Consider the following 21,069-nt stretch of genomic DNA (forward strand, 5'->3'; position numbering starts at 1 on the left):
TTAATTTTGATAAATGAATGTTTTAAAAGTACTGAAAAAATACATTATAGACAGCCAGCTCTATGTCTCTTTAATGGGAACTCTTTTTGCAGTATTTTTTATGAAGGAGCAAAACACATTCCGTTTCCCGTCTGTATTACTGATCTTTATCACTTATTTCAGTGGTTATCTTTATACCAAATATCAATACACCCAACATTTCCTTAAGATTGTGGCCTTAAATGCCATAGCCGGGGTTATCTGCGCTTTTCTGATCATTCATAATCATAATGAAATAAGGCTTCTGAAATGGTTCATCATTGTTGTTCTGGGACTGCTTTACAATAGCTTTTTCCTTGATGTATATATCCGGAAAATCCCGCTTCTGAAGGTTTTTTACGTTGGATTGGTCTGGGCATTGGTGAACTGCTGGCTTACGCTTCCTGAATTCAGTCTGCCCATTTTCCTGGTCAGTTTCTTTTTTATAACAGCATTAGTCCTTCCTTTTGACATCCGGGATATGGACAGCGATACGATACAGACGTTCCCTAAAATGATTGGGATTCAGAATACGAAGTATATTGCGTATATTCTTGTATTTGTTAGCTGCCTGATCTCCACTTTTTATCTTAAACCATTATATGCTGGAGCATTTTTCCTTTCGGGTATCATAACTTATATTTTCATTTATTTCGCTGAAAATAAACGTGATGACACTTATTTTTCCTTCGGAGTGGAAACCTGTTCAGCACTTCCTTTTTTATTTTTACTAATAATGGAGTATTTTTGACGAATGATTATCAAGAAGCTTTCTCTTTACAATTTCAAAAACCATTCGGAGAAGAAATTCGAGTTCTCGCCACAGATCAACTGTTTTGTAGGGAACAATGGTGCCGGAAAGACCAACATTCTGGATGCCCTGCATTATCTGTCTGTAGGGAAAAGCTTTTTAGGCAATACGGATTTTAACAATATCAAACGGGAGGAAGACTTTTTCACCATCGATGCCGAGGTCCTGAATGAAGACAGTGAAGACACCATCAAGATCTCCCAACCCAAAGAAGCTAAGAAGATCATCAAAAAAAATGATAAAAGCTACGACAGACTCGCCGATCATATCGGATATTTGCCCAGTGTGATGATTTCTCCCTATGACTCCAACCTGATCTCGGATTCCGGAGAAAGCCGCCGGAAGTTTCTGGATTCTATGATTTCCCAGACGGATTCAGGCTATCTTTTTGATCTGATCCAGTATCAGAAAACTATACAGCAGAGAAATGCCCTGCTTAAATATTTTGCGAAAAACAGAACCTGGGATAAAGACTCACTGGAAATTTATGATGATCCAATTACCCGATACGGAACTAAAATTTTTAATAAAAGAAAAGAGTTTGTAGAACAACTGAATCCTATTGTTCAAAACTTTTATCAGATTATTTCGGGAGGAAAGGAAACGGTATCGGTTATTTATGAATCCCATCTTCTTGAAAACTCTTTTGAAGAACTTTTAAAGGAAAGTCTTGAAAAAGACAGAATGCTTACTTATACCTCAAAAGGTGTTCACAAAGATGATCTTCTTTTTGAAATGGACCATGTTTTAATTAAGAAAATCGGATCGCAGGGACAACAGAAGTCTTTCCTTATTTCCCTTAAATTAGCTCAGATGAATCTGGTAAAAGAACTGACCAAGAAGACTCCTATTCTTTTACTCGACGATATTTTTGATAAGCTTGATGATACAAGGGTTTCCCAGTTGATTGAACTGGTTAACAAAGAAAGTTTCGGACAGATTTTCATTACGGATACCCACAGGGAAAGAACAGAAAGTGTGGTGAAGAAAATTAATGAAGAAAGTATTATTTTTGAGATATGACATCAAAAATCCTCGCTCTGTTATTTTCAGTGATTTTTTTATTTTCTTACGGCCAGAAGAAAAAGAAAAAAACTGTAGATTTATTGTCAGAATACAATTCTTATCGGGACGGTGATCTCAGAAAGGATTTCAAACCCATTCCCCTCCAGAAGAGAATGGCCAGATTTCCGTTTAATAAAGCGACCAAGGTAAAGATCATTTCTTATAATCTGAATTTAAAAAGAACGAGTGCAGGCTCTTATACGCCACCGCCTCCACCACCAAAAACAAGGGAAGACTCTATCAATCTCACCAGATATTATGACAGTATCAGAAAAAATGTAAAGTTTGAATTGAGGGAAGCGGTTAAACATTCTAATATTGAAGGAATTCAGGAATCTAAAACGTTAACACATTCTGAAATTTCCGAGCTCACGGATGTGATCTACAATACCTGCAATAAATATTATATAAGTGTTGTTTCTACAAGCGGATGCTTTTTTCCAAGAAATGCCATCCTGTTTTATGATAAGAATGATGAGATTTTTGCTCATTTCGAAGTTTGTTTTGAATGTTCAGGAATAGAATCTTCACCGAAAAAGATGCTGGAACCCATCGAAACCTGTGAATATCTTTATCCGGACCTGGAAAAGTTTTTTAAAAGCAAAGGTTTAACCACTCAATTTATAGGGAGAAAATAGTATGAAGAAGAAAAAACGTGAATATCAATCGTCAGAACTTGTGAAGTCTTTTGCAAGAATTTATGGTTTTGAAGATAAGCTTGTTGCCTTTGAAATCAAAGATTTTCTGGAAGATTATCTTGATAAAAGTCTTTTCAGCGAAATCCGAAGCGTAAATATTGAAGAAAAATGTGTGGTGATTAAAATAGAATCTCCCCTGCTTAAGCATGATTTTCAGATGAGGAAGAGTTTTTATCTGAAAAAGTTCCAGGATAAGTTTGGAGAGGAAAAGTTTAATGATCTTAAGATTTTATAGAACTCTTTTGCCTGGCGGATATTTTTATCGTTTCCCACAGAATACACAGATTGGCACTGATCTTTGCGATTATTTTTATTCTCGCAGATTTTGCAGATTGCGCAGATTTATTTTCACACCAATAAAAACTTAAGTAAATTATAATATCAGTATTAAGTTTAATTCGTGTATTAGTGGCAATTTACCAGCCACTAATGCACGAATTTTTTTTAAAACTTCACACAAAATATACGGATGTTTGTGGATATTTTTTCTCCTATATTTCATGGATTCATTATATAGGTTTTGGCTAAAGCCAATGGATTGTTTTTTATTATTTTGGCGGACTAAAGTCCGCCTCTATTGAATAAATTCTGCAAATAACACATAATTCCTGCTGATCATAAGATAGAATGAATTGCAGCTTTCTTTATCATGATGATGAGCTGCCAATGATGTCTTTTTATTCCAATTTCAAAGCTCTTATTGCCTCATCCTTATCAAAAAACAGTCCTGAGTTTTTTACAAAACCATAAGTAGTATCTGTATTCTTATTGATAATATAGCTCACTTTAAATGGGTTGCTCTCAAAATCTTCATAAGCAGGCATAAAATCTTCTAAATACTTGTCTAAGTATTGATATTTAAAATCTGTAATATCGATGATCACATGCTTTACTCCGGAAAATTTTAAAAATTTCTTTAAAGCAGCGTACATCCTTTTTGTTTCTAATATATCATCCTCAAGGTCTTTGGTAGGCCCGGGATAGGCTCCTGTTATTTTAAAATAGCCTAATCCATTTTTTTGGTCGTGCTTAATTTCAAAGGAAATAAAATGAGTATGTTCCAGTGCTTCAACAAATTTAGGTTTCTGGTATTGGTCATCATATATTCTTATTTTCCCGTCATAATATTCTTTTTTCAGTAATCCGGAACAATAGTTTAAAGCCTCTAATTCTGTATCGAAAACGTTATTTTCCTCAATGCTGAAGTTCCCTTTTATAAAAATAAACCGGTCTTTGTAGATAGGATTTAATCTGAAAGGAGTATTTGTATTATTCTGTAAGTCAGAAAAATTAATTATTCGATAAGAAGTAGTATCATCGTAAAACTCTTCATTAAGATAAAATTTCAGTAATTCTGATTCCTCCATTGAATCAATTTTCCCGGTAATATTGATTATGGGAACGTAACTATCACTTTTTGTTAATTTCCAGTAAACAGTTTGGGTTATAAAATAGGTTTTGGGTTCTGTATATGCTTCTAATTTCATATTTTAAAAATAGTAATTCTTACTTCTCATATATTCTGATATCCTCTCTTTAAGATTTTATTTTTTATGGGGCCAAAATAAATACCGCTAAAAAATGTAAATTTATCCGAATGTTTCCGAATGGAAAAATTAACAGACCAAAAACTAATAAAAATGAAAGTGACAAAAATAATGTACGCTCCAACAGCAGTTACACAGTTTACCTACAGATTCAATAAAGAAAATAATACCCACATTGAACATACCCATGAAATCATAGAAGGCTCCCCTTTTGTAACGATTGATTTTAAAGAAACCAGCCGTGATTTAGTGTTTCATTACTCTTACGAATTAGGCAGCCTTCAGAAATATTTAGCCCAAAAAGGAGAAGAATTATTACCACTAGCAGATTATCCTTTTCCTCCTGAAAAGGAATAGGCTGTTTATGGATGTTAAAATTAATACCCAGATATAAAAAGTGGAGAACAGATTTAATTTATATAGTGCAATAAGAGAGAAAAGTGATTACACAGCTGATGATTTACCAGGTTTTAACGAAACTGAATTCAATAATCTGGTTATCAGAAGCCTGAATCTGGATGATCTGATCTCTGTAAAATCCCAATACAGTCATGTTGAATTTAACGGAACTTCGCTTTATTCCACATATTTTGTGCAGACCTTATTTCAGGAATGCATCTTTCAGAATGTTGATTTTACAAAGTCCAACTTAAGCAATACCTCATTTACACGATGTTCCTTTACCTCGTGTTCTTTTGTCAGTGCTGAAATAATGGGAGCAGAAATTACATCATGCATTTTCAGGAAATGTAATTTTACGGATATTGTTTTTTGTGATAATGTAATTCATGATACTCAATTCGAGATTACTAACCATTCTTTCTCTTCCATTAGCGATAATATTGAAAAAGATGTGGTTTGGTTATTTGATCAAAAAATGTAAAATATTTTTATCAACAGCATAAATCAGAGCATTAAACTCACAAAAGGATCAGATATACAGATCAATAAACATGGAGAATATAAAAATACAACTGCATCAGCAATGGCTTCACGGTACCGGAGGGCAGCAGCTGGATATAGCCGATGAAGAATTTAATGATCTCATACTGAAAGAGGAAGATCTAAATACGGCGGTATTCAGTAATACAAAATTTATATCCGGTACTTTCAGCAGTCTGAATCTGGGAGGCAGCTTGTTCTTTAACTGTACTTTCTCTTCCGTCAATTTTGAACATTGTTTTTTAAGGAAATGTGAGTTTCATGGATGCACCTTCAGAAGCTGTGTTTTTTCGGAAGATGAAATAACAAAAGCTGAATTTTATGATACGGTCATAGAGTCCTGTACTTTCAGGAAAGTAAAACTGGGGTGGAGCCACTTTGGAGATTGTTATGTATCAGATACAACTTTTGAATCAGCAGAACTGGATGGCTTAACTTTCATCGACAGTAAGTTTAAAGCCGTTGATTTTAAAAATGCGGAATTCAGTACCGTCTATCCTGTGAAAATTAATGATCATGTAAATATTATCACTATTGATCAGCTGAAAACTACCATTAAAGCATTCAATGAATAAGGATTAAAACAGACCAACCATGACTTTCGAAGAAATTAAACAACGGATCCTTAATGCAGAGAAACTGCATATAAAAAAATTTAAAGAATCATTAAAACAGGCCGGGCTCCCTCATGTATTACAGTACTGCTTTCCCCGTTTTCATATTAACGATAAAAGGAAGGTGTATTCTTATACCGTAGAGCTGCTTTTTGATATCGAATACAATGAATATCTGTATTGGGAGGGCAAACACTTAATCAGTGTAAATCCGGAGACGGGAGAAAAAGGGATTGTGATCAATAACTCCTATAAAGGCATATTAATATATCAGTCAGAATCCGCTCTGCTTACCCTGGAAGGTGATCCTACTATTGTAACAGACCTCCCGGTGGCAGAAATCAGGGACATCCTGGAGAATGAAAAATTAGTCAACCAGGATTATTTCAGCCCTCTTTATTATACAGAAGAACCTATACCTCCTCAAAAATCTCCTATGGTGGATAAAACATTAAATCCTCTACAACTATTTATCAACGATCAGGAAGTGGATCCCCGTACTATATTATACGATGAGTTTTATTACAGAAAATATATTGGAGGTAAAGAAATATATCCTTTTGAACTCTATATTGACCTGAATGATTTTAATGAAAGAATGCAACCTAAATATGCAGAGCTGCTGAATGAATTAATCGCAGATGACCTGCTGGTCAACGAAAACTATGCCCTGGAACTATTTGAAAACCTCACGGAATATCCTTCCTATAAAGATATTCTGGATGACACCTTGGATATGAAAGAAAAAATGAACTTTCTGGATCCATTTCTTATATCTCAGATCTTTAATGAATATTTTTGGAAAAACAATAAAGACACTTGGTGCTGGATCATAAGAGAGGTGCTGTATTTTAATAAAAATGGAGATAAAATTATAATGAAAGGCAACGCCCAGAGAATAGACTAACTATAGTTGATACGGTATATCAGCCATGAAAATAAAAAATGAATCAGGAAAAATTATATCCTTTGCACGGATTTCAGTTCTTAATTTTTAATTCAACAACAGTAACTACAGTAAAAACAGAATAAAGCTATGCAAGATTTAAACGAAATCCTATTGAATTTAAAAAGCAATGATTCTGAAGTTATAGAAAAAGCCCTGGATGATTTAGCCCAATCAGGATATGAGAATTCTTTAGAACTTATTTTACCTTTTTTAAGGCATCATTCAAAAGAAGTAAGAGAAACCGCTGTATTTAATCTTGGAGAAATAAAGGATGAAAAAGCAATTCCCTACATTATAGACACCGCAAAAAATGAGGAAGAATCCGTAAGAATGTTTGCTATATTGGCTTTAGATAATTATAGAAGTGATGCTATATTAAAAGTTCTGCTTGAGGAAGTAAAACGGCCCAAAGTATCTGCCTCCCCTAAACAGCGGGCTGCTGAACAACTAAAGAATTATCCTTGTAAAGAAGCTCAGGAAGCATTAATATTTTTAATTCTCAATGATGAAAATCCATATATATTTATCCCTGCAGCAGATTCTTTATATTCAATGAATGATAAGGATTTACTGGATCTCTGGAAAAAAATAGACACATCATACAATCATGATTATGTAAATTCGGTTGCCCGAAAAGCGATAGAAGATATAGAAAACAACCAGAGTTGAAGATAAAAACAGATCCACATCTTTTTCAGAACCCGTTTCTTCTGTTTCCGGCTTCAGACCATACGTGCTATGCTTTCAGTAAAGATATTGGTCAAATGATGTGAATTAAAAAAATACGTAAAGAGGATACAATTTTTAACCCCGTAATGTGTAATTTTATCGGCCTTACAATAAAAACTATATTAAAATAAAACTATACCATGAAAAACGAATATCTGGTTTCTGAAGAAGCTAAAGAAATGCTTGCAGAACTTTCTGAAAAAATGGATGAATTGCTGGTTGAAGGCCGTACTTACCATTCTGAGGTCAACATAGATGAACACGGAAGTTCCAGAGACGGCATTTATTTTTATGAAAATGGAGTTCTTCATGACTTTAATAATTTCGGAAAATACGCCAAAGAGGAAATCAGAGAACACATTGAAAGCATTAATCGCTTCAATTTTATAAAACTGCTTACCTTTTTCCCTGTATATTCAAAAATAAAATTCACTTTCAAAAAAAGAGAACTGATTCAGGCGGAAAAATTCAGCATTCCCATGCTGCTGGAAAGCGTTAAAAGTAAAGTGATAAAACGGCTCATGCTGTTTGTTGATAATGATCAGGTTTTACATAAAGCAGAAGTACTGCTTCACTTTAAAAAAGAAGGAAATGAAATCGGAATGTTTGTAGATTCAACTTATTATTATGATAACAAAATAAGTTCATATGATGATACAGCCAATAAAGAAGATATTCTTTCCATTTATCATCAATTAGACGGTAAAATAGAAACCCTTTATTTTATCTGTGAAAATGACACAATTCAGGCACAATCCTATCCGGCTTTTAAAGAACATGGGCTCCAGCTTTTAACTGTATCTCAGATTGAATCAGATCCGGAATATAAAAAACGTAAAGAAGCTTCAGAAGAATGTAAAAAACTCCGAAATGATTTTTTCAATTCTTTAGGAAAACCCGATGAACACATCATTTATTTAAGTCTAGGCGGACTCGGGGATCATTCATGGCCGGAAGACAGCACTTTACACAATTCCTGTAAAATGAGGGTTATTTATACCCCGGAATCAACGGTTTTAATGACTGACGGGCTTTCTGATATTTACAGATACTCTGATGACGATGAACATTTAGAACACAATGGCATTGGTGCAGAATTTTACATGGAATTTCATAGTACGGTTCCGTATGAAATTATTCATAAGCATTTTGCCGTAGCACTGATCAACAGTGTATCTCAGATGGCTATCGGGCATGGTGATTTTAAAAGTCTGATGGAAAACCTCAGAGTGACTTTTGTAGAATTCAGCGAAGAAAATATTGAGCTCTGGGTAACCAGTGAAAACAACCCCAACCAGGATCTGTCCAGCTTTTTGGTTTCTGAAGATTTTATAGAAGACGAGAGTTTTGGAGTGTTGTTAGGTATAGAATCGAAGACTGTTCCTCAAAAACTGCAGCTAAATCTGGAAGAAATCTTACTGATAAGCATCAAACCTGTTGTCAAGAAATGGCTTTCAAAAGACCAACTAAGGAGTGATAACAATGAAGAAGCAAAACAGCATATTATCAAAGAATTTAAAGATAGTGGATCGTGGAACTTAGTGCCTCTTACCTATCACAGTAAATAGTGTAAAAATGATTCAGGTTCCGGCATAAACAGACCCTTATTTTTCCGTTTTAGCGTTATATAAGCCATTCATCTCAAACGAAAATAGGCTCAAATACTGCGCTTCCACCAGATAAAGCTGCGTTTGTTCATTTGCTTAAAAGTATTCTATGCTTTGGATTAAATTTGAATAACAGATTGTCCGGAAAGGATAAAAGATACAAGCCGATCATCAGGTATAAGGTATGACTTTCATAACCTAAAACCTGACTGAATCAGAAATTATCCCTTATGAATATCAATCTTAAATAATAAATTTAGTGACTGAATTTGAAATAATATACAACTCTTTTATGGGGTTTATGGAGACATCTGAAAACTATGCCAACGCTGATGATGAATTAATTGATGAGTACAGAGGTGTTTTCATGGATCCTAAAGATGAGACAGACGTTATCACAGAAATCTGGAAAAAATACGGTTTTTGTCTCTATAAGAATGGATTGTTTTCCCTGTTAAATCCCAAAGAATACAACAGGCTGGCCAGAAATTTTCCTGAAGTTTCAGAGAAAGCAGAAGTTTTTGCAAGAACGGCCACCGGTTGCCTGTTTTTATGGGAAGAATATAGTTTCGGAAGAAATATTGCTTTTTTGAATATTCATACGGGAGAGAAAAGCATCATCTCTACAAGCTTCAATGTGTTAATAGAGTGGAATTTAACAGCGTCAAACTATTGGACGGAAGACTGTTACGGCAAAGTAGAATTTGCGGTAATGGATAGGTTTAAGCATATCCCGAACAATCAGTGTGGGGGGTATTCCTTAGCTTTGCCTCTGGGAGGAAAAGAACGCCTTGATCATATGGAATTATTCAATTATAAGACCCATCTTGAATTATTATCACAGCTTCATCATTAAAAAAACGGCTGGAATGATAGCCTGTTACCAGATGAGCAGAAAAAAATAATCACTATTTTTAAAAATAAAACCAAAATAACAACCATTTTAAAATTTTAGAACCATGAAAAAAACAGTATTCATTTGTTGTCTTTTATTCGGAATATCTATGGTAAGTGCGCAGACTATAGAATCAGGAAGCCGCAGTACAACGGGCTATATCAAAAGTGACGGTACCATAGAAAACAGCAGCCGTTCAACGGTTGGTTATATTAAAAGCGACGGTACTATTGAAAACAAAAGCCGCAACACCATCGGTTACATCAAAAGCGACGGTACTATAGAAAACGGCAGCCGTTCAACGGTTGGTTACGTTAAAAAAGATGGTACTGTAGAAAACAGCAGCCGTTCGACGATTGGTTACATCAAAGATGATGGAACCGTAGAAAACAGCAGCCGCAGTACGATTGGCTATGCCAGAGGTGTTAAAAAAGAATGGGCAGCGGTAGTATATTTTTTTTTCAAGATGAATTAATGTTCAATTCTGTAAGATAGGTCAATCCTGTTAAAAATACAATTAACCTTCAGACTCAGTTATATAAAAGCGGCAGATATTTCAATATTTGCCGCTTTTGTGATCTCAACAGGATTCAAACCTATAGATTAAAGCAATATTTCTCCATTGAATGTATTTCACATTAACCAGAATTTTGTAAGTTAGTCTGGTGAAAAAACGAACGCATGAATGAAGGTCAATTTTTATAAACCGAAAAACAGCATCCTGAAAAATTATATTGAAGGGTATTATTTTATGGCTGGCAATCAAGATTCAAATCCTATACAATATCTTACTTTTCCTAACAATTTCTGCATCTTATCCACCACTTACAATTCTGATACGATTCTTGAAGAAAACCGGATTATGGTGACCCCTTCTACCCAAAATAAAGTTTGGACTGACCTGGTTTTCCGGTATAATTATCCTATTGAAGTTTTTTGCGAACAGCCAATCAATGAGATTACCCTCTATTTTAAACCCCTCGGATTAAATCATTTCGTGAGTGATTTGGAGAAAATATTTGCTCAACGAAAAAACCTTACCAGCTATACTCCTTTTCCTGATTTTAAGGATACAATGAAACAAATTTTAACTAACCCAAACCGGGAACAGCAAATTGAGTTATTAGAAAACTACTGGATTTCAAAATTCCAGCTAAAAGATCTATCCTTAATGGAGCAAATTTTATCGGACATTGAAAAGGATATGAAAATCGAAGAAATTGCAGAGAAATATAACCTGTCAAGGCAATACATCAATAAACTATTTATTAAAAACATAGGAAAAACATCTTCTGAATACCGGAAAATCCATCGTTTCAGAAATACATTGATCAACCGGAAGAAAAGCAAAAACCTTACAGATTTATCTTACGGAAATCTCTTTTTCGATCAATCTCACTTCATCAAAGATTTTAAGGAATTAACCCGTATAAAACCAAGTACATTTTTCAAAAACGTTGACACAAGCAAGGAAAACATCTGGCTTTTTATATAATTAAGGCTGGAATTTACTTCTTGTTATAGGTTTTGAGAGCCACTGTAAAATCAAATTCCTTAAAAAAGATAAAAATGAATGAATCTTATTCTTGATGACCGTTATAACTTCCCTCTTCCATCACCAGGCTTCAAATCTATAAACCTCTCTAATGCTGATTTTCAGATTTATTAGAAACCGTACTGTTCATCAGATCATCTGCTTTTTTATCTAATCCGGAGCGAAGTGGAATGAAAAATTTAAACGGATGTTTAATAAAATATCTGAAAATTTCTTTATAGATCTCGCTTACCTGTCCGAAGTTCATTTTTCTTGATCTGAAAGCCAGGAACATAGACAATGAAAAGCTTACCAGGAAGTTGAAAAACCCAATCAGGAAAACTGTAATAAAAGAGATCCAGAAAGTGTAGGAATCTACTGAAAAATCCTTACCATAAAGTCCTAATGCAAAGTTTCCGGCGGCAAAAGTGATGTGTCTGATATCAAGATCAAGCCCGAAAAACAGCCCGATGGGTGCTGTTGCCCCCAGAAATACCCCGAACCAGAAGTTGGAAATAATTCCAGGCCAGTTTTTAGCATAATATTTAGACAATCCTTTGGCAAACTTTTTACCGAAAAAGTTTCTGATGGAAAGGTTTTTGGCAATTCTCTCGGGAATCTGGTAAAATACGGAGTTGTTCCCGATGTTTCCGGAAATAATTCCCGAAATAAACAGATAAAACCCAGCTATGGATGCGTGCAAAATAGCTTTTGACTTAAACGGATCTAAGTCTTTTAATAATTTATCAGATCGTTCAACAGCAAGGTTTTGAGAGAAAAATACATCAAGACCATAAATGATGGCCAAAGCAATCGGGAATGAAAGCAGTACGTTTCCAACAAAAGCAATGAACTGGCTTCTGAACAGCTTAGATACAAGGTGGGCGAATTCGGTATTATTTCTTTTGTTGTTGCCTTCTTCCGACAGAACCTTCGTCATGGTAGCGGCAGTCATGGCAGGCTGTTTTGTTGCCAGCGTAAAGCCCATCAGATAAATCATAATGAACCCCATTGCATAGTTCATGGAATATAAAAACGCATGGGAGAAATCACTTCCGGGAATATAGCCGTAAAGCATTTTCAGGACACAGAGCGCTCCTACAATAATTCCACCGCCACTCGCTTTATAGAACATCGTCATATACTCTTTCCTTGTGGAAGTAATATAATGAGTGCCTGTTTCTGCGGTATGGTTGGTAATAAGGTGTGAGATCAGACGGGTACTGTCGTTGATCAGATCGGCAATATTATTTTTATGGGATTTATAATTCAGGATATTGAAGACCAGCTGTTTTGATTTAATCATTACATCTTCTTCGTTATCGATTACCAGAAGCTGCACTATTTCATAAATCCTTTCGGTTTGCTGGCGAATCTTCAACAGTGACTGGTTAATTTTTCCTGATATCCCGTATTTATCTGAGTTTTTGAAAGCAATATTAACGAATTCCAGACATTGTTCCGAATATATTTTAATCTGCTTATAACGGCTGTCTTTGGAATGCAGCTGAAGTTCAGGATCCTTTCTCAGATCTTCCGCCAATGTTTCCAGTTCGTTCTGCAAAGCCAGAAAAGGGTTGTCCAGATTCCTGTATTGCGGGGCCATTCTTACAACCTCTACTTCCATCGCCATTCCTGTAACCCTCCATGAAAGGATATTCATTGAGAAGATCAGCTCTTTTTTTACGTTGGGTTTAACAATAAAATCGGAAGCTCCCAGAAGGACAAGGAATTCATCAATCTCATTTTCAGGAAGATTGTGAAGGTATTTTAAGTCTTTTTTGGGTCTTAAACTGACATTATCAATCATATACCACACTGTTTTTTCATTTTCAACAGGTGGCAGCAGCTTGTTCAGGATTCTTTTTTTAAGTTCAGGGAAGAAAGCATTTTCCGACAGAATATTAGCTTCAGTCAGCGAAAGGTTAAAAGGTCTCCCTCTGAATATATTGTGAATATAATGTTTAAAGTTTTCAGCAAAAACAGGGTTGTTTCTTAAAAAATTAAGAACATCCGTAAAATCAGCTCTTTTAATACTCTCTAAAAACTCGGCAAAGGGTTCCAGAGAAAGGGTCTCATTCTTAAAAGAGAAGTATTTTTTAAGAACAGATTCAAAATTTGTGCTGGAATTAAAGAATTTCATTAGTACAAAGATACTATTTCAAACTCACATTCCTCATTTGTCTCATGATCCAATTGTGTTTCTTTCTTAAATAAGGAGATGGGTTCTTTGGATCATACTTCTTTGGATTAGGCAATACTGCGGCAATCCATGCGGCATCTGATGCGCTTAGATCTTTGGAAGATTTTCCAAAATAATATTGAGCGGCCGCTTCTACCCCAAATACTCCCTGTCCCATTTCAATGGAATTAAGGTATCTTTCCAGGATAATATCTTTGCTCCATACCTTTTCTATGATGAAGGTATATATGGCTTCAAGCCCTTTTCTAAGCCAGCTTCTGCCCTGCCACAGAAAAACATTTTTTGCAGTCTGCTGGGAAATGGTGCTTCCTCCTCTGATCTTCTTCCCTTTTTCATTGTGTTTCATTGCTTTTTCTATAGCAGTATAATCAAACCCGTCATGATTAAAGAACTTCTGGTCTTCAGAGGCAATCACTGCTTTTTTTACGTTATTTCCCATTTCGTCATAAGAAATATAATCCCGGTGCAGTTTCCCGTACTCAAAAAGACCACCTATCTGAGTAATCGTGATAGGCGGATTGAAAAACCTACCCCAAATGATAAAAACTACATTCAGGACAAGAACGATGAAAATCAGCTGTTTAATTTTTTTCCACATAGTTTTTCGTAAAATGAAATGCAAAAATAAGCAAATGTCCGGATTTTATTGCAGTTCTTTCATGTAGGTAAGCTGATAACCCTGTAAAAGTTCAGGATGGAAGATTTTAATATAGTCTTTGAGAACCAGATCAGCTCTTACAACGCCGCTTTCAAAAAAATCATTGGCTTTCTGTTTCTCCTTCCCTGCCATTGTATAGATCTTTCCTTTATTGAATACATCCAGCTTTCCGTAGAAAGGATTGGCATTCAGCATTTGCTTTTTAGAAGCGTGACTTCCTGCATTCACCCAGTACTGTACCCCTCCACATTTAGCGTAGACTTCTTCAAACCCCATCGTTAACGCTTTTTCATCTTTATTCTCTTTCATGATATAGTTTGCGTTGGCATCTGCAATATAATGAGCTACCGAAGTATTTCCGCCTGGAAGATACCAGACATCACCATACATCTCATTAGCCAGAACAACAGGTTTTTCTTTTGCTTTCTGTGCAAGCTGCTTCAGGTCTCTATAATTTTTTTCAATTTCTTTATATTTAGCCTCAGCTTCTTTTTCTTTTCCTAAAAATTCTCCGAAAAGTTTAATATAAGCTGTTTTTTCAAGAGGCTGCTGTTCCATATACTCATCCAGAAATATCACCTGAATTCCGTTGTTCTTCAACAGTTCGTACGTATTGTCAAAGCTTGCAATATGGTTGGTAAAAATGGCATCCGGTTTCATGGAAATAATTTTTTCCACATCATATTTCTGCTCATTTCCTACATTCTGGATCTTTCCGTCTTTAAGAAGGTTCAGAATTTTCTCAGAATAGATGTATTCCGGGCTGGATATTCCGATGATCAGATTTTCTGCTCCAAGCTCTGAAATATACCCTGCCATACTCGCATTTAACAGAATAATTTTCCTGAACGGGGTCTGATTTTCCTTAAAATTATAGGTGAAATTTCCCGATTTCAGCTCTAAGGTTCCGCCACTCTCTTTAAACTGGGTGCGTTCTGAGATTTTGGTCCAGTCTGAGGACGAAATTTTTGTTTCTCTCTTACAGGCAATTAGCGAAAAAACCGTTAATAAAAGTAAAATTCTCTGTTTCATCTTTCAAAGAAAAGAAAAAAGTGCTATATTTGCAAACCTTTAAACAACAAGGTAACACAAGGCCTCGTGGCGCAACTGAATAGCGCATCTGATTACGGCTCAGAAGGTTACAGGTTTGAATCCTGTCGAGGTCACAAACGACAATATGCGCAAATTTAAGACAATTTGCGCATATTTATTTATACACACCTCATATTCAATTAGTTAACTTTGATCAAATTAAGACTTTCATTACAAAAACACTATTTCAAAAATATCTTAATTGATTCCATACAAAAGCGAAATGTAATTAAAAACCAGCAAGTTATATTTAAATTAATAAAAGTTTAAAAATTTTATCTGCGATGACCTAACAGGATTCGAACACCAAAAATTCACAAAAAAACCACATATTTTTCGCTAAATAGTTTTCAACCGTTGTTCAAAAGCAAACAAGGAAATTTCCTTTAGAAAATGATTTATCTTCTCATCATTACCTAAAGCTTCTCCTACTCTTGCCCCAGATTTTTCTAATTTTACTCCAAATTTTTTTTTATAAATCCCAGTAACATAAACATATTCAAAGTATTTTCATCAATAATTACTTTCTCAAAAAAATAATCTTGCCAATCTTTGTTTAGTTAAACTATTCTTGATTTTTGAGATGTATTGTGTCTATTTAAAGATAAAGAAGACGAATGTAATTACTCATCCGCCTTCGAAATATAAGTCTAGAAAATAATATTTAAAAAAGCTGACTAATTAAGCTTTTCCAAATAAAGCTTTTTTAAGTGCTAATGCACCCTGTTCAGAAGAAAACTTTATTGCTTCTATATGATCCAACGGGTTTAATAATCCATAGTCATGGATAAATCCGTTATAAGTCTGGATCGTGGTTGGCACACCTGCTTCATCTAATTTTCTGGCATATGCTAATCCTTCGTCAAAAAGGATGTCATTCTCCGCTAATTGTACTAATGCTGGTGGCAATCCTTTTAACTGCTCTAAAGAAGCGTTGAAAGGTGTTGCATAATACTCTTTTCTTGTTTCGAGATCTGGTAAATAGTTATCCCACATCCATTTCATCAATGGAGCTGTCAGGAATCTTCCTTCACCATATTTTTGCCAAGATTCACGTGTAAAATCAGCGTCCGCTACAGGCCACAATAATAATTGAAATTTTATCTCTGGGCCACCTTTATCCTTAGCCATATGACAAAGTACCGCCGTCATATTCCCACCTACGCTATTTCCGGCAGCAGCCATATTTTTACCGTCTACTCCGATTTCAGCGCCATTTTCTGACACCCATTTTGTGGCAGCATAGATCTGATTGATCGCTACAGGGTATTGAGCTTCCGGAGATGGTGTATAGTCAGTAAATACAGCAGCAGCTCCGCTATTTATAACAAGATCTCTAACCAGCCTTCTATGAGTAGGATAATCACCCAATATCCAACCTCCACCATGCGTAAACATAAATACCGGAAGGTTTTCCGAAGTTGAGTTTGCAGGTTTAACAATATGAATATTTACTGTAATACCATCCTGTGTAATTTCTCTTTCTGTCTCAATGATCCCTGAGTAATCAACCTCTACAGATTTTTGGGCATCCACTAACACCTGTCTTGCCTGCTGGGGTGTCAAGGTTTCCAAGGGACTCCCCCCACTGTTATTCAATGCATTTAGAAATTCTCTGATCCCCGAAAGGATTTGCGGATCGTTTTCCGCTTTAATGTTTGATGCCATAATTAAAATTTTAATGATTAATTATAAATTTATTTGGCTTATACAAGCCTAAAAGTATATTTATTTATCAAGTTCTTTAGCAACAACTTGTGCCATTTCTTTTGAGCTGAAGGGGTTTTGTCCTGTAATCAGATTCCCATCCACTATAACATTGGACGTCATGGGAATACATGCTTTTTTCAGATCTGCACCACGTTCAACAATTGAAGCTTCAAGATTAAAAGGAACCTCCCTTTTTCTTCTGGCGATGGTCTCCTCGAACCAATCAAATCCAGTCATTGATTTTCCCGTAATCAGATAAGTTCCGTCTGAAAGCTTTACATTAATCAATCCTCCCACTCCATGGCAAATGGCAGCAACCATTTTTCCACTTTCGTACTGCTTTCTGATTATATTTTGTATAATAATATCATCGGGGAAATCATACATTGTCGCATGGCCACCTGCGAGATATACACAATCAAAATCTTTATTTTGAACTTCCAGCAAATTCTTTGATTGATTGAGGTCGTTCATAAAAGCAGTGTTTTCGTAATATGATCTTGAAATTTTGTCCAATACAAGAGGTTTTAAGCTCTCGGGGTCAATGGGAACATGTCCTCCTTTAGGACTTCCTATGGTGACCACCCATCCTTTTTCTTTTGCTGTGTGGTAGATATGGGTAAGCTCACTCAACCATAGACCGGTTTCTAAACCACTTTTATAATGTCCGGTATTCGTTACAACCAGAAGGATTTTTTTCATTTTTATATCTTTTTTTGTCATCTAAAGTTAGTAATAAACGAATGGACATCAGTAACCAAATCATGGAAGATTGTAACCGAATCTCTGTTAGAAAAATGATGGATGTAGAACCGCATTCCTTAGTTATCTCTTTATATATATTTCGTTAAACGGAACCCTACAGCGTTCACCCCAAATACCTTCATTCCCTTTTCTGATCCCGCAGGAAACAACCATATTCACTTCAGCTCCACGGGGTAGGCCCAATACTTTTTTTAATACCTTGCTATCAAAACCTTCCAATGGACAGGTATCATATCCTTCATTTGCCATGGCGATCATAAAAGTTTGAGCTGCCAACGCACAGGATTTATGAACCACCACTCGCATATCATTCTCTGACACCTCTCTTGTAATGGTTCTGAACACTCCTATAGTTCCTGTCAATAATTTTCTAAAACTTCCCAATAAGCCAAAGAAACGTCCATATAATAAGGGCATGATCTTCCCATAATATAATTCTCTGTCCTTGATCCGTTTTTCCTGCCGCTCAACAGGACTATTGCGTCTGATGTTTCCTTTTTCAAAATTCAGTACAAATTTTGCCCTTTTGCGAAACAGATCACGCCTTGTGACAAAAACCACGATCTGCGCTGCTGTTGAAGTGGCAGTCTGATCCAGACAAGCGCTGGAAACCTTAGATAACAGATCAGTATCTGTGATGTGATGAAACTCCCAAAGCTGCATATTGGAACTACTTGGGGCTAAAGCTGCCAATTGAAGACATGCTCTGATTTTTTCATCCTCTAGAGCTTTTTCCCGATCATAGACACGTACAGATCGTCTAAAGTCCACTACTTCTGATAAATTCATATCAATTATAGTTTTTACAATATGATCAAAATATCCTGACAAGAAATTAAAGTTTCTTGTCTCTAAACTGCTCCTTCTTAATTTGTGCTATTCCTTCTCTATAGGTAGTAACCTGAAATTCAGGAAAACGTTTTTTGAATTTTGTATCATCAAAAAGATTATCATACGAATATCTCGGAAGCAATTCCAATAGTTCTTTAACCTTAGGATTGAACCACGAACCTATTTTGAAAAGAAATTTTGGAACTACGTTATGTTTAAGCTTCTTGCCATAGATCCCGGATGCTATTTCTATAAACTCTTTATATGTCGGATGACTTTTGTCAACCGGCAGGTGCCATGTCTGACCGTAGGCATCAGGGGTATTTCCAATTAGCGCTGTGGCACGGCTTGCATCCGGTGTCCAGATCAGGCTTCGTTTTTTACTGTCACTTAGAGGAACTTTTACGGTTTTCCCTTCTTTTATGTTATTAAATACTAAGGTGTTGGTAATACTCTGAGTTTTACCTGGACCATAAAACTCAGGTGCCCTACAGATTACCGCTTCTAGTGCTCCTGACTCAATTTCTTTCAACACCATATCTGCCATCTTTCTTCTTACCTTTGCTTTTCTTCCAAGCGGACTAAAAGGAGTATTTTCAGTAAGGTTCCTATCATCCTGTGGATACATATAAGTATTATCAAAGAATACCAGTTTAGTTCCATTGATTTTACAGGCATCAATCACATTTCTGAGAATCAATGGAAACTGTTGCTCCCATAAATCTGAACTGATCGGCAATCCAAGTGTAAAATACGCAATTTCACTTCCCTTTACAGCTTCAATGGCCTTCTCTTTTATGGATAGATCAGCTGAAAAAACCTCATCGGTATCATTCACTTTGGTAGCTTCACGACTCACGATCCTGATTTCAGAGGTAAAATTTCTTTTTAACTCTTTTGCCAGTTCCTCACCAATCTGTCCGTTGGCACCTAATATTGTTTGCATTTTTTTCTCTTTTAAATTTATAGTACAAAATTCGGCCATATCAGCCACAAAAAAGTATCCCAATCCATGGAGGTTGTAACATAATCTCTGTTACATCACCTTTTTTATCCAGTGCATTTTTTTATCAGTATAGGGCGGATATTTCAGATCCGGCTCGCCCCAGGTAGCTTTGTCTATAACTGATTTTTGGTGAGAAAATGCAAGGAAACCGTATTCGCCGTGATAACTTCCGATTCCGGAATTACCAATGCCGCCAAAAGGGAGATAATGGTTGGTAATGTGCATCAAGGTATCGTTGATGACACCACCGCCGAAAGAAACCAGATGGAGAAGTCTTGTTTTTTCTTCTTCATTTTTTGTAAACAGATAGGCTGCTAAAGGTTTTTCTCCTTCAATGATCTTCTGCAAAATCTCATCATAATCGGTATAGCCAATGACCGGAAAAACAGGTCCAAAAATCTCCTCCTGCATTATGGCATCGTCCCAAGTGACATTATCCAAAACCGTAGGTTCGATATATAGAGTTTCTTCATTGGTTTTGCCACCATAGAAAATTTTGTCTTTATCGATAAGTGAAGAAACACGTTCGAAATTCCTTTTATTGATGATGCTGGTGAAATGCTCCGCACCATCTGAATAATTGAATTCCTCCAGCTTTTCTTTTATCAGCTGTAATAATTTCGGCTTCACTGATTCTTCTACCAGAAGATAATCAGGAGCAATGCAGGTCTGTCCACCATTTATAAACTTGCCCCAAACCAAACGCTTTGCCGCGACTTCCAAATCTGCCGTTTTAGTAACGATAGCTGGAGATTTACCGCCTAATTCAAGGACAACCGGAATAAGATTTTTTGCAGCGGCCTCATATACTATTTTTCCTACTTTCGGGCTTCCGGTAAAGAAAATTTTATCCCAGCGGAGTTTCAGAAGTTCGGTTGTTTCAGGAATCCCACCTGCCACCACATACAGATAATTGGATGGAAAATTATGATTAATTAATTCCTCTAGCAGATTCATTGTATTTTCCGGTAGCTCGCTGGGTTTCAGTACGCAGGTATTTCCCGCAGCGATAGCGGTAACCATGGGCAACAACGTGAGCTGCAAAGGATAATTCCATGCACCGATGACCAACGTTACACCCAATGCATCGTAATAAATATGACTGTTCCCGGGCTGCAAATTCAATGGTGTTTTTACTTTTTTAGGCTTACTAAGCTTATCCAGATTTTTCAGAAAAAAATCGATTTCATTATAAATAAGATTCAGTTCCGTTAAAAATGTATCGAATCTTCCTTTTCGAAAATCTTTATAAATCGCATCGTACATACGATTTTCATTTTTTTTCAGAATGGTTTTCAGCTTTTTCAATGTTTCCTTACGAAAGGTTATATCTTTTGTATGATGTGTATTGAAAAATGCTTTTTGTAATTGAAATATTTTGTCAAAATCCATTGC

22 protein-coding genes and 1 tRNA gene are annotated in these 21,069 nt (G+C 35.7%); 14 read left to right on the forward strand and 9 right to left on the reverse strand.

Annotated elements, in window-relative coordinates; all coding sequences use genetic code 11:
* Positions 1-13 precede the first annotated feature (13 nt).
* The 4 genes from FW768_RS05670 (at position 14) to FW768_RS05685 (ending at position 2,827) form a co-directional block, all read left to right on the forward strand.
* Entirely contained in the window at positions 14-769 is a 756-nt protein-coding gene (locus FW768_RS05670) for a UbiA prenyltransferase family protein (protein ID WP_153393554.1), read from the forward strand.
* A 3-nt stretch (positions 770-772) separates the two neighbouring features.
* Entirely contained in the window at positions 773-1,852 is a 1,080-nt protein-coding gene (recF, locus tag FW768_RS05675; protein ID WP_153393556.1) for a DNA replication/repair protein RecF, read from the forward strand.
* Positions 1,853-1,935: 83 nt separating this feature from the next.
* Complete coding sequence (locus FW768_RS05680) at positions 1,936-2,532, forward strand: hypothetical protein (RefSeq protein WP_153393558.1); 597 nt, start codon at positions 1,936-1,938, stop codon at positions 2,530-2,532.
* 1 nt (position 2,533) lies between these two features.
* Complete coding sequence (locus FW768_RS05685) at positions 2,534-2,827, forward strand: hypothetical protein (protein ID WP_153393560.1); 294 nt, start codon at positions 2,534-2,536, stop codon at positions 2,825-2,827.
* 442 nt (positions 2,828-3,269) lie between these two features.
* Here the strand turns inward: FW768_RS05685 and FW768_RS05690 are convergent, their stop codons facing one another.
* Positions 3,270-4,079 (reverse strand): hypothetical protein, encoded by an 810-nt coding sequence (locus tag FW768_RS05690; protein WP_153393562.1) that lies wholly within the window; start codon positions 4,077-4,079, stop codon positions 3,270-3,272.
* 153 nt (positions 4,080-4,232) lie between these two features.
* Between FW768_RS05690 and FW768_RS05695 the strand changes: the two genes are divergently transcribed.
* The 9 genes from FW768_RS05695 to FW768_RS05735 all read left to right on the forward strand — a co-directional run bounded on the left by FW768_RS05695 (position 4,233) and on the right by FW768_RS05735 (position 11,370).
* The gene (locus FW768_RS05695) at positions 4,233-4,496 is read left to right on the forward strand and encodes a hypothetical protein (RefSeq protein WP_153393564.1); all 264 of its coding nucleotides are present in this window, start codon (positions 4,233-4,235) and stop codon (positions 4,494-4,496) included.
* A gap of 40 nt (positions 4,497-4,536) precedes the next feature.
* Complete coding sequence (locus FW768_RS05700) at positions 4,537-5,022, forward strand: pentapeptide repeat-containing protein (protein WP_153393566.1); 486 nt, start codon at positions 4,537-4,539, stop codon at positions 5,020-5,022.
* Positions 5,023-5,092: 70 nt separating this feature from the next.
* Positions 5,093-5,656: a pentapeptide repeat-containing protein gene (locus FW768_RS05705; protein WP_153393568.1), complete on the forward strand. Its 564-nt coding sequence runs from the start codon at positions 5,093-5,095 to the stop codon at positions 5,654-5,656.
* 19 nt (positions 5,657-5,675) lie between these two features.
* A complete protein-coding gene (locus FW768_RS05710) occupies positions 5,676-6,602 on the forward strand; it encodes a hypothetical protein (protein WP_153393570.1) in 927 nt (308 codons plus the stop codon).
* A 129-nt stretch (positions 6,603-6,731) separates the two neighbouring features.
* A complete protein-coding gene (locus tag FW768_RS05715; RefSeq protein ID WP_153393572.1) occupies positions 6,732-7,313 on the forward strand; it encodes a HEAT repeat domain-containing protein in 582 nt (193 codons plus the stop codon).
* A 200-nt stretch (positions 7,314-7,513) separates the two neighbouring features.
* The gene (locus FW768_RS05720; RefSeq protein WP_153393574.1) at positions 7,514-8,941 is read left to right on the forward strand and encodes a hypothetical protein; all 1,428 of its coding nucleotides are present in this window, start codon (positions 7,514-7,516) and stop codon (positions 8,939-8,941) included.
* 331 nt (positions 8,942-9,272) lie between these two features.
* On the forward strand, positions 9,273-9,836 hold the full coding sequence (locus tag FW768_RS05725; protein ID WP_262885793.1) for a GAD-like domain-containing protein: 564 nt from the start codon (positions 9,273-9,275) through the stop codon (positions 9,834-9,836).
* 103 nt (positions 9,837-9,939) lie between these two features.
* Positions 9,940-10,350, forward strand: a complete 411-nt coding sequence (locus FW768_RS05730; RefSeq protein ID WP_153393578.1) for a 5-fold beta-flower protein — start codon at positions 9,940-9,942, stop codon at positions 10,348-10,350.
* A gap of 210 nt (positions 10,351-10,560) precedes the next feature.
* Positions 10,561-11,370 (forward strand): helix-turn-helix domain-containing protein, encoded by an 810-nt coding sequence (locus FW768_RS05735; protein WP_153393580.1) that lies wholly within the window; start codon positions 10,561-10,563, stop codon positions 11,368-11,370.
* 148 nt (positions 11,371-11,518) lie between these two features.
* Here the strand turns inward: FW768_RS05735 and FW768_RS05740 are convergent, their stop codons facing one another.
* From FW768_RS05740 to FW768_RS05750, 3 genes are read right to left on the reverse strand one after another with little or no spacing between them, the layout of a single operon-like run.
* Positions 11,519-13,552 (reverse strand): recombinase, encoded by a 2,034-nt coding sequence (locus tag FW768_RS05740; RefSeq protein ID WP_153393582.1) that lies wholly within the window; start codon positions 13,550-13,552, stop codon positions 11,519-11,521.
* A gap of 13 nt (positions 13,553-13,565) precedes the next feature.
* Positions 13,566-14,210 (reverse strand): monofunctional biosynthetic peptidoglycan transglycosylase, encoded by a 645-nt coding sequence (gene mtgA, locus FW768_RS05745; RefSeq protein WP_153393584.1) that lies wholly within the window; start codon positions 14,208-14,210, stop codon positions 13,566-13,568.
* A gap of 45 nt (positions 14,211-14,255) precedes the next feature.
* The gene (locus FW768_RS05750) at positions 14,256-15,302 is read right to left on the reverse strand and encodes an ABC transporter substrate-binding protein (RefSeq protein WP_153393586.1); all 1,047 of its coding nucleotides are present in this window, start codon (positions 15,300-15,302) and stop codon (positions 14,256-14,258) included.
* A gap of 60 nt (positions 15,303-15,362) precedes the next feature.
* On the opposite strand from FW768_RS05750, the gene FW768_RS05755 reads away from it, so the two are divergent.
* Positions 15,363-15,436 (forward strand) — tRNA-Arg (locus FW768_RS05755).
* Positions 15,437-16,043: 607 nt separating this feature from the next.
* On the opposite strand, the gene FW768_RS05760 is transcribed toward FW768_RS05755, so the two are convergent.
* The 5 genes from FW768_RS05760 to FW768_RS05780 form a co-directional block, all read right to left on the reverse strand.
* Positions 16,044-17,030, reverse strand: coding sequence for an alpha/beta hydrolase (locus FW768_RS05760; RefSeq protein ID WP_153393588.1), 987 nt, complete (start codon positions 17,028-17,030; stop codon positions 16,044-16,046).
* A gap of 60 nt (positions 17,031-17,090) precedes the next feature.
* On the reverse strand, positions 17,091-17,774 hold the full coding sequence (locus tag FW768_RS05765; protein ID WP_153393590.1) for a type 1 glutamine amidotransferase domain-containing protein: 684 nt from the start codon (positions 17,772-17,774) through the stop codon (positions 17,091-17,093).
* Positions 17,775-17,897: 123 nt separating this feature from the next.
* Entirely contained in the window at positions 17,898-18,626 is a 729-nt protein-coding gene (locus FW768_RS05770) for a nitroreductase family protein (RefSeq protein ID WP_153393592.1), read from the reverse strand.
* Positions 18,627-18,672: 46 nt separating this feature from the next.
* Positions 18,673-19,614, reverse strand: coding sequence for an NAD-dependent epimerase/dehydratase family protein (locus FW768_RS05775; RefSeq protein ID WP_153393594.1), 942 nt, complete (start codon positions 19,612-19,614; stop codon positions 18,673-18,675).
* A gap of 90 nt (positions 19,615-19,704) precedes the next feature.
* Positions 19,705-21,066 carry an aldehyde dehydrogenase family protein gene (locus FW768_RS05780; protein WP_153393596.1) on the reverse strand — a complete coding sequence of 454 codons (1,362 nt, stop codon included), beginning with the start codon at positions 21,064-21,066 and terminating at the stop codon, positions 19,705-19,707.
* Positions 21,067-21,069: the final 3 nt, after the last annotated feature.

Source organism: Chryseobacterium vaccae (assembly GCF_009602705.1).
Lineage (GTDB): Bacteria > Bacteroidota > Bacteroidia > Flavobacteriales > Weeksellaceae > Chryseobacterium > Chryseobacterium vaccae.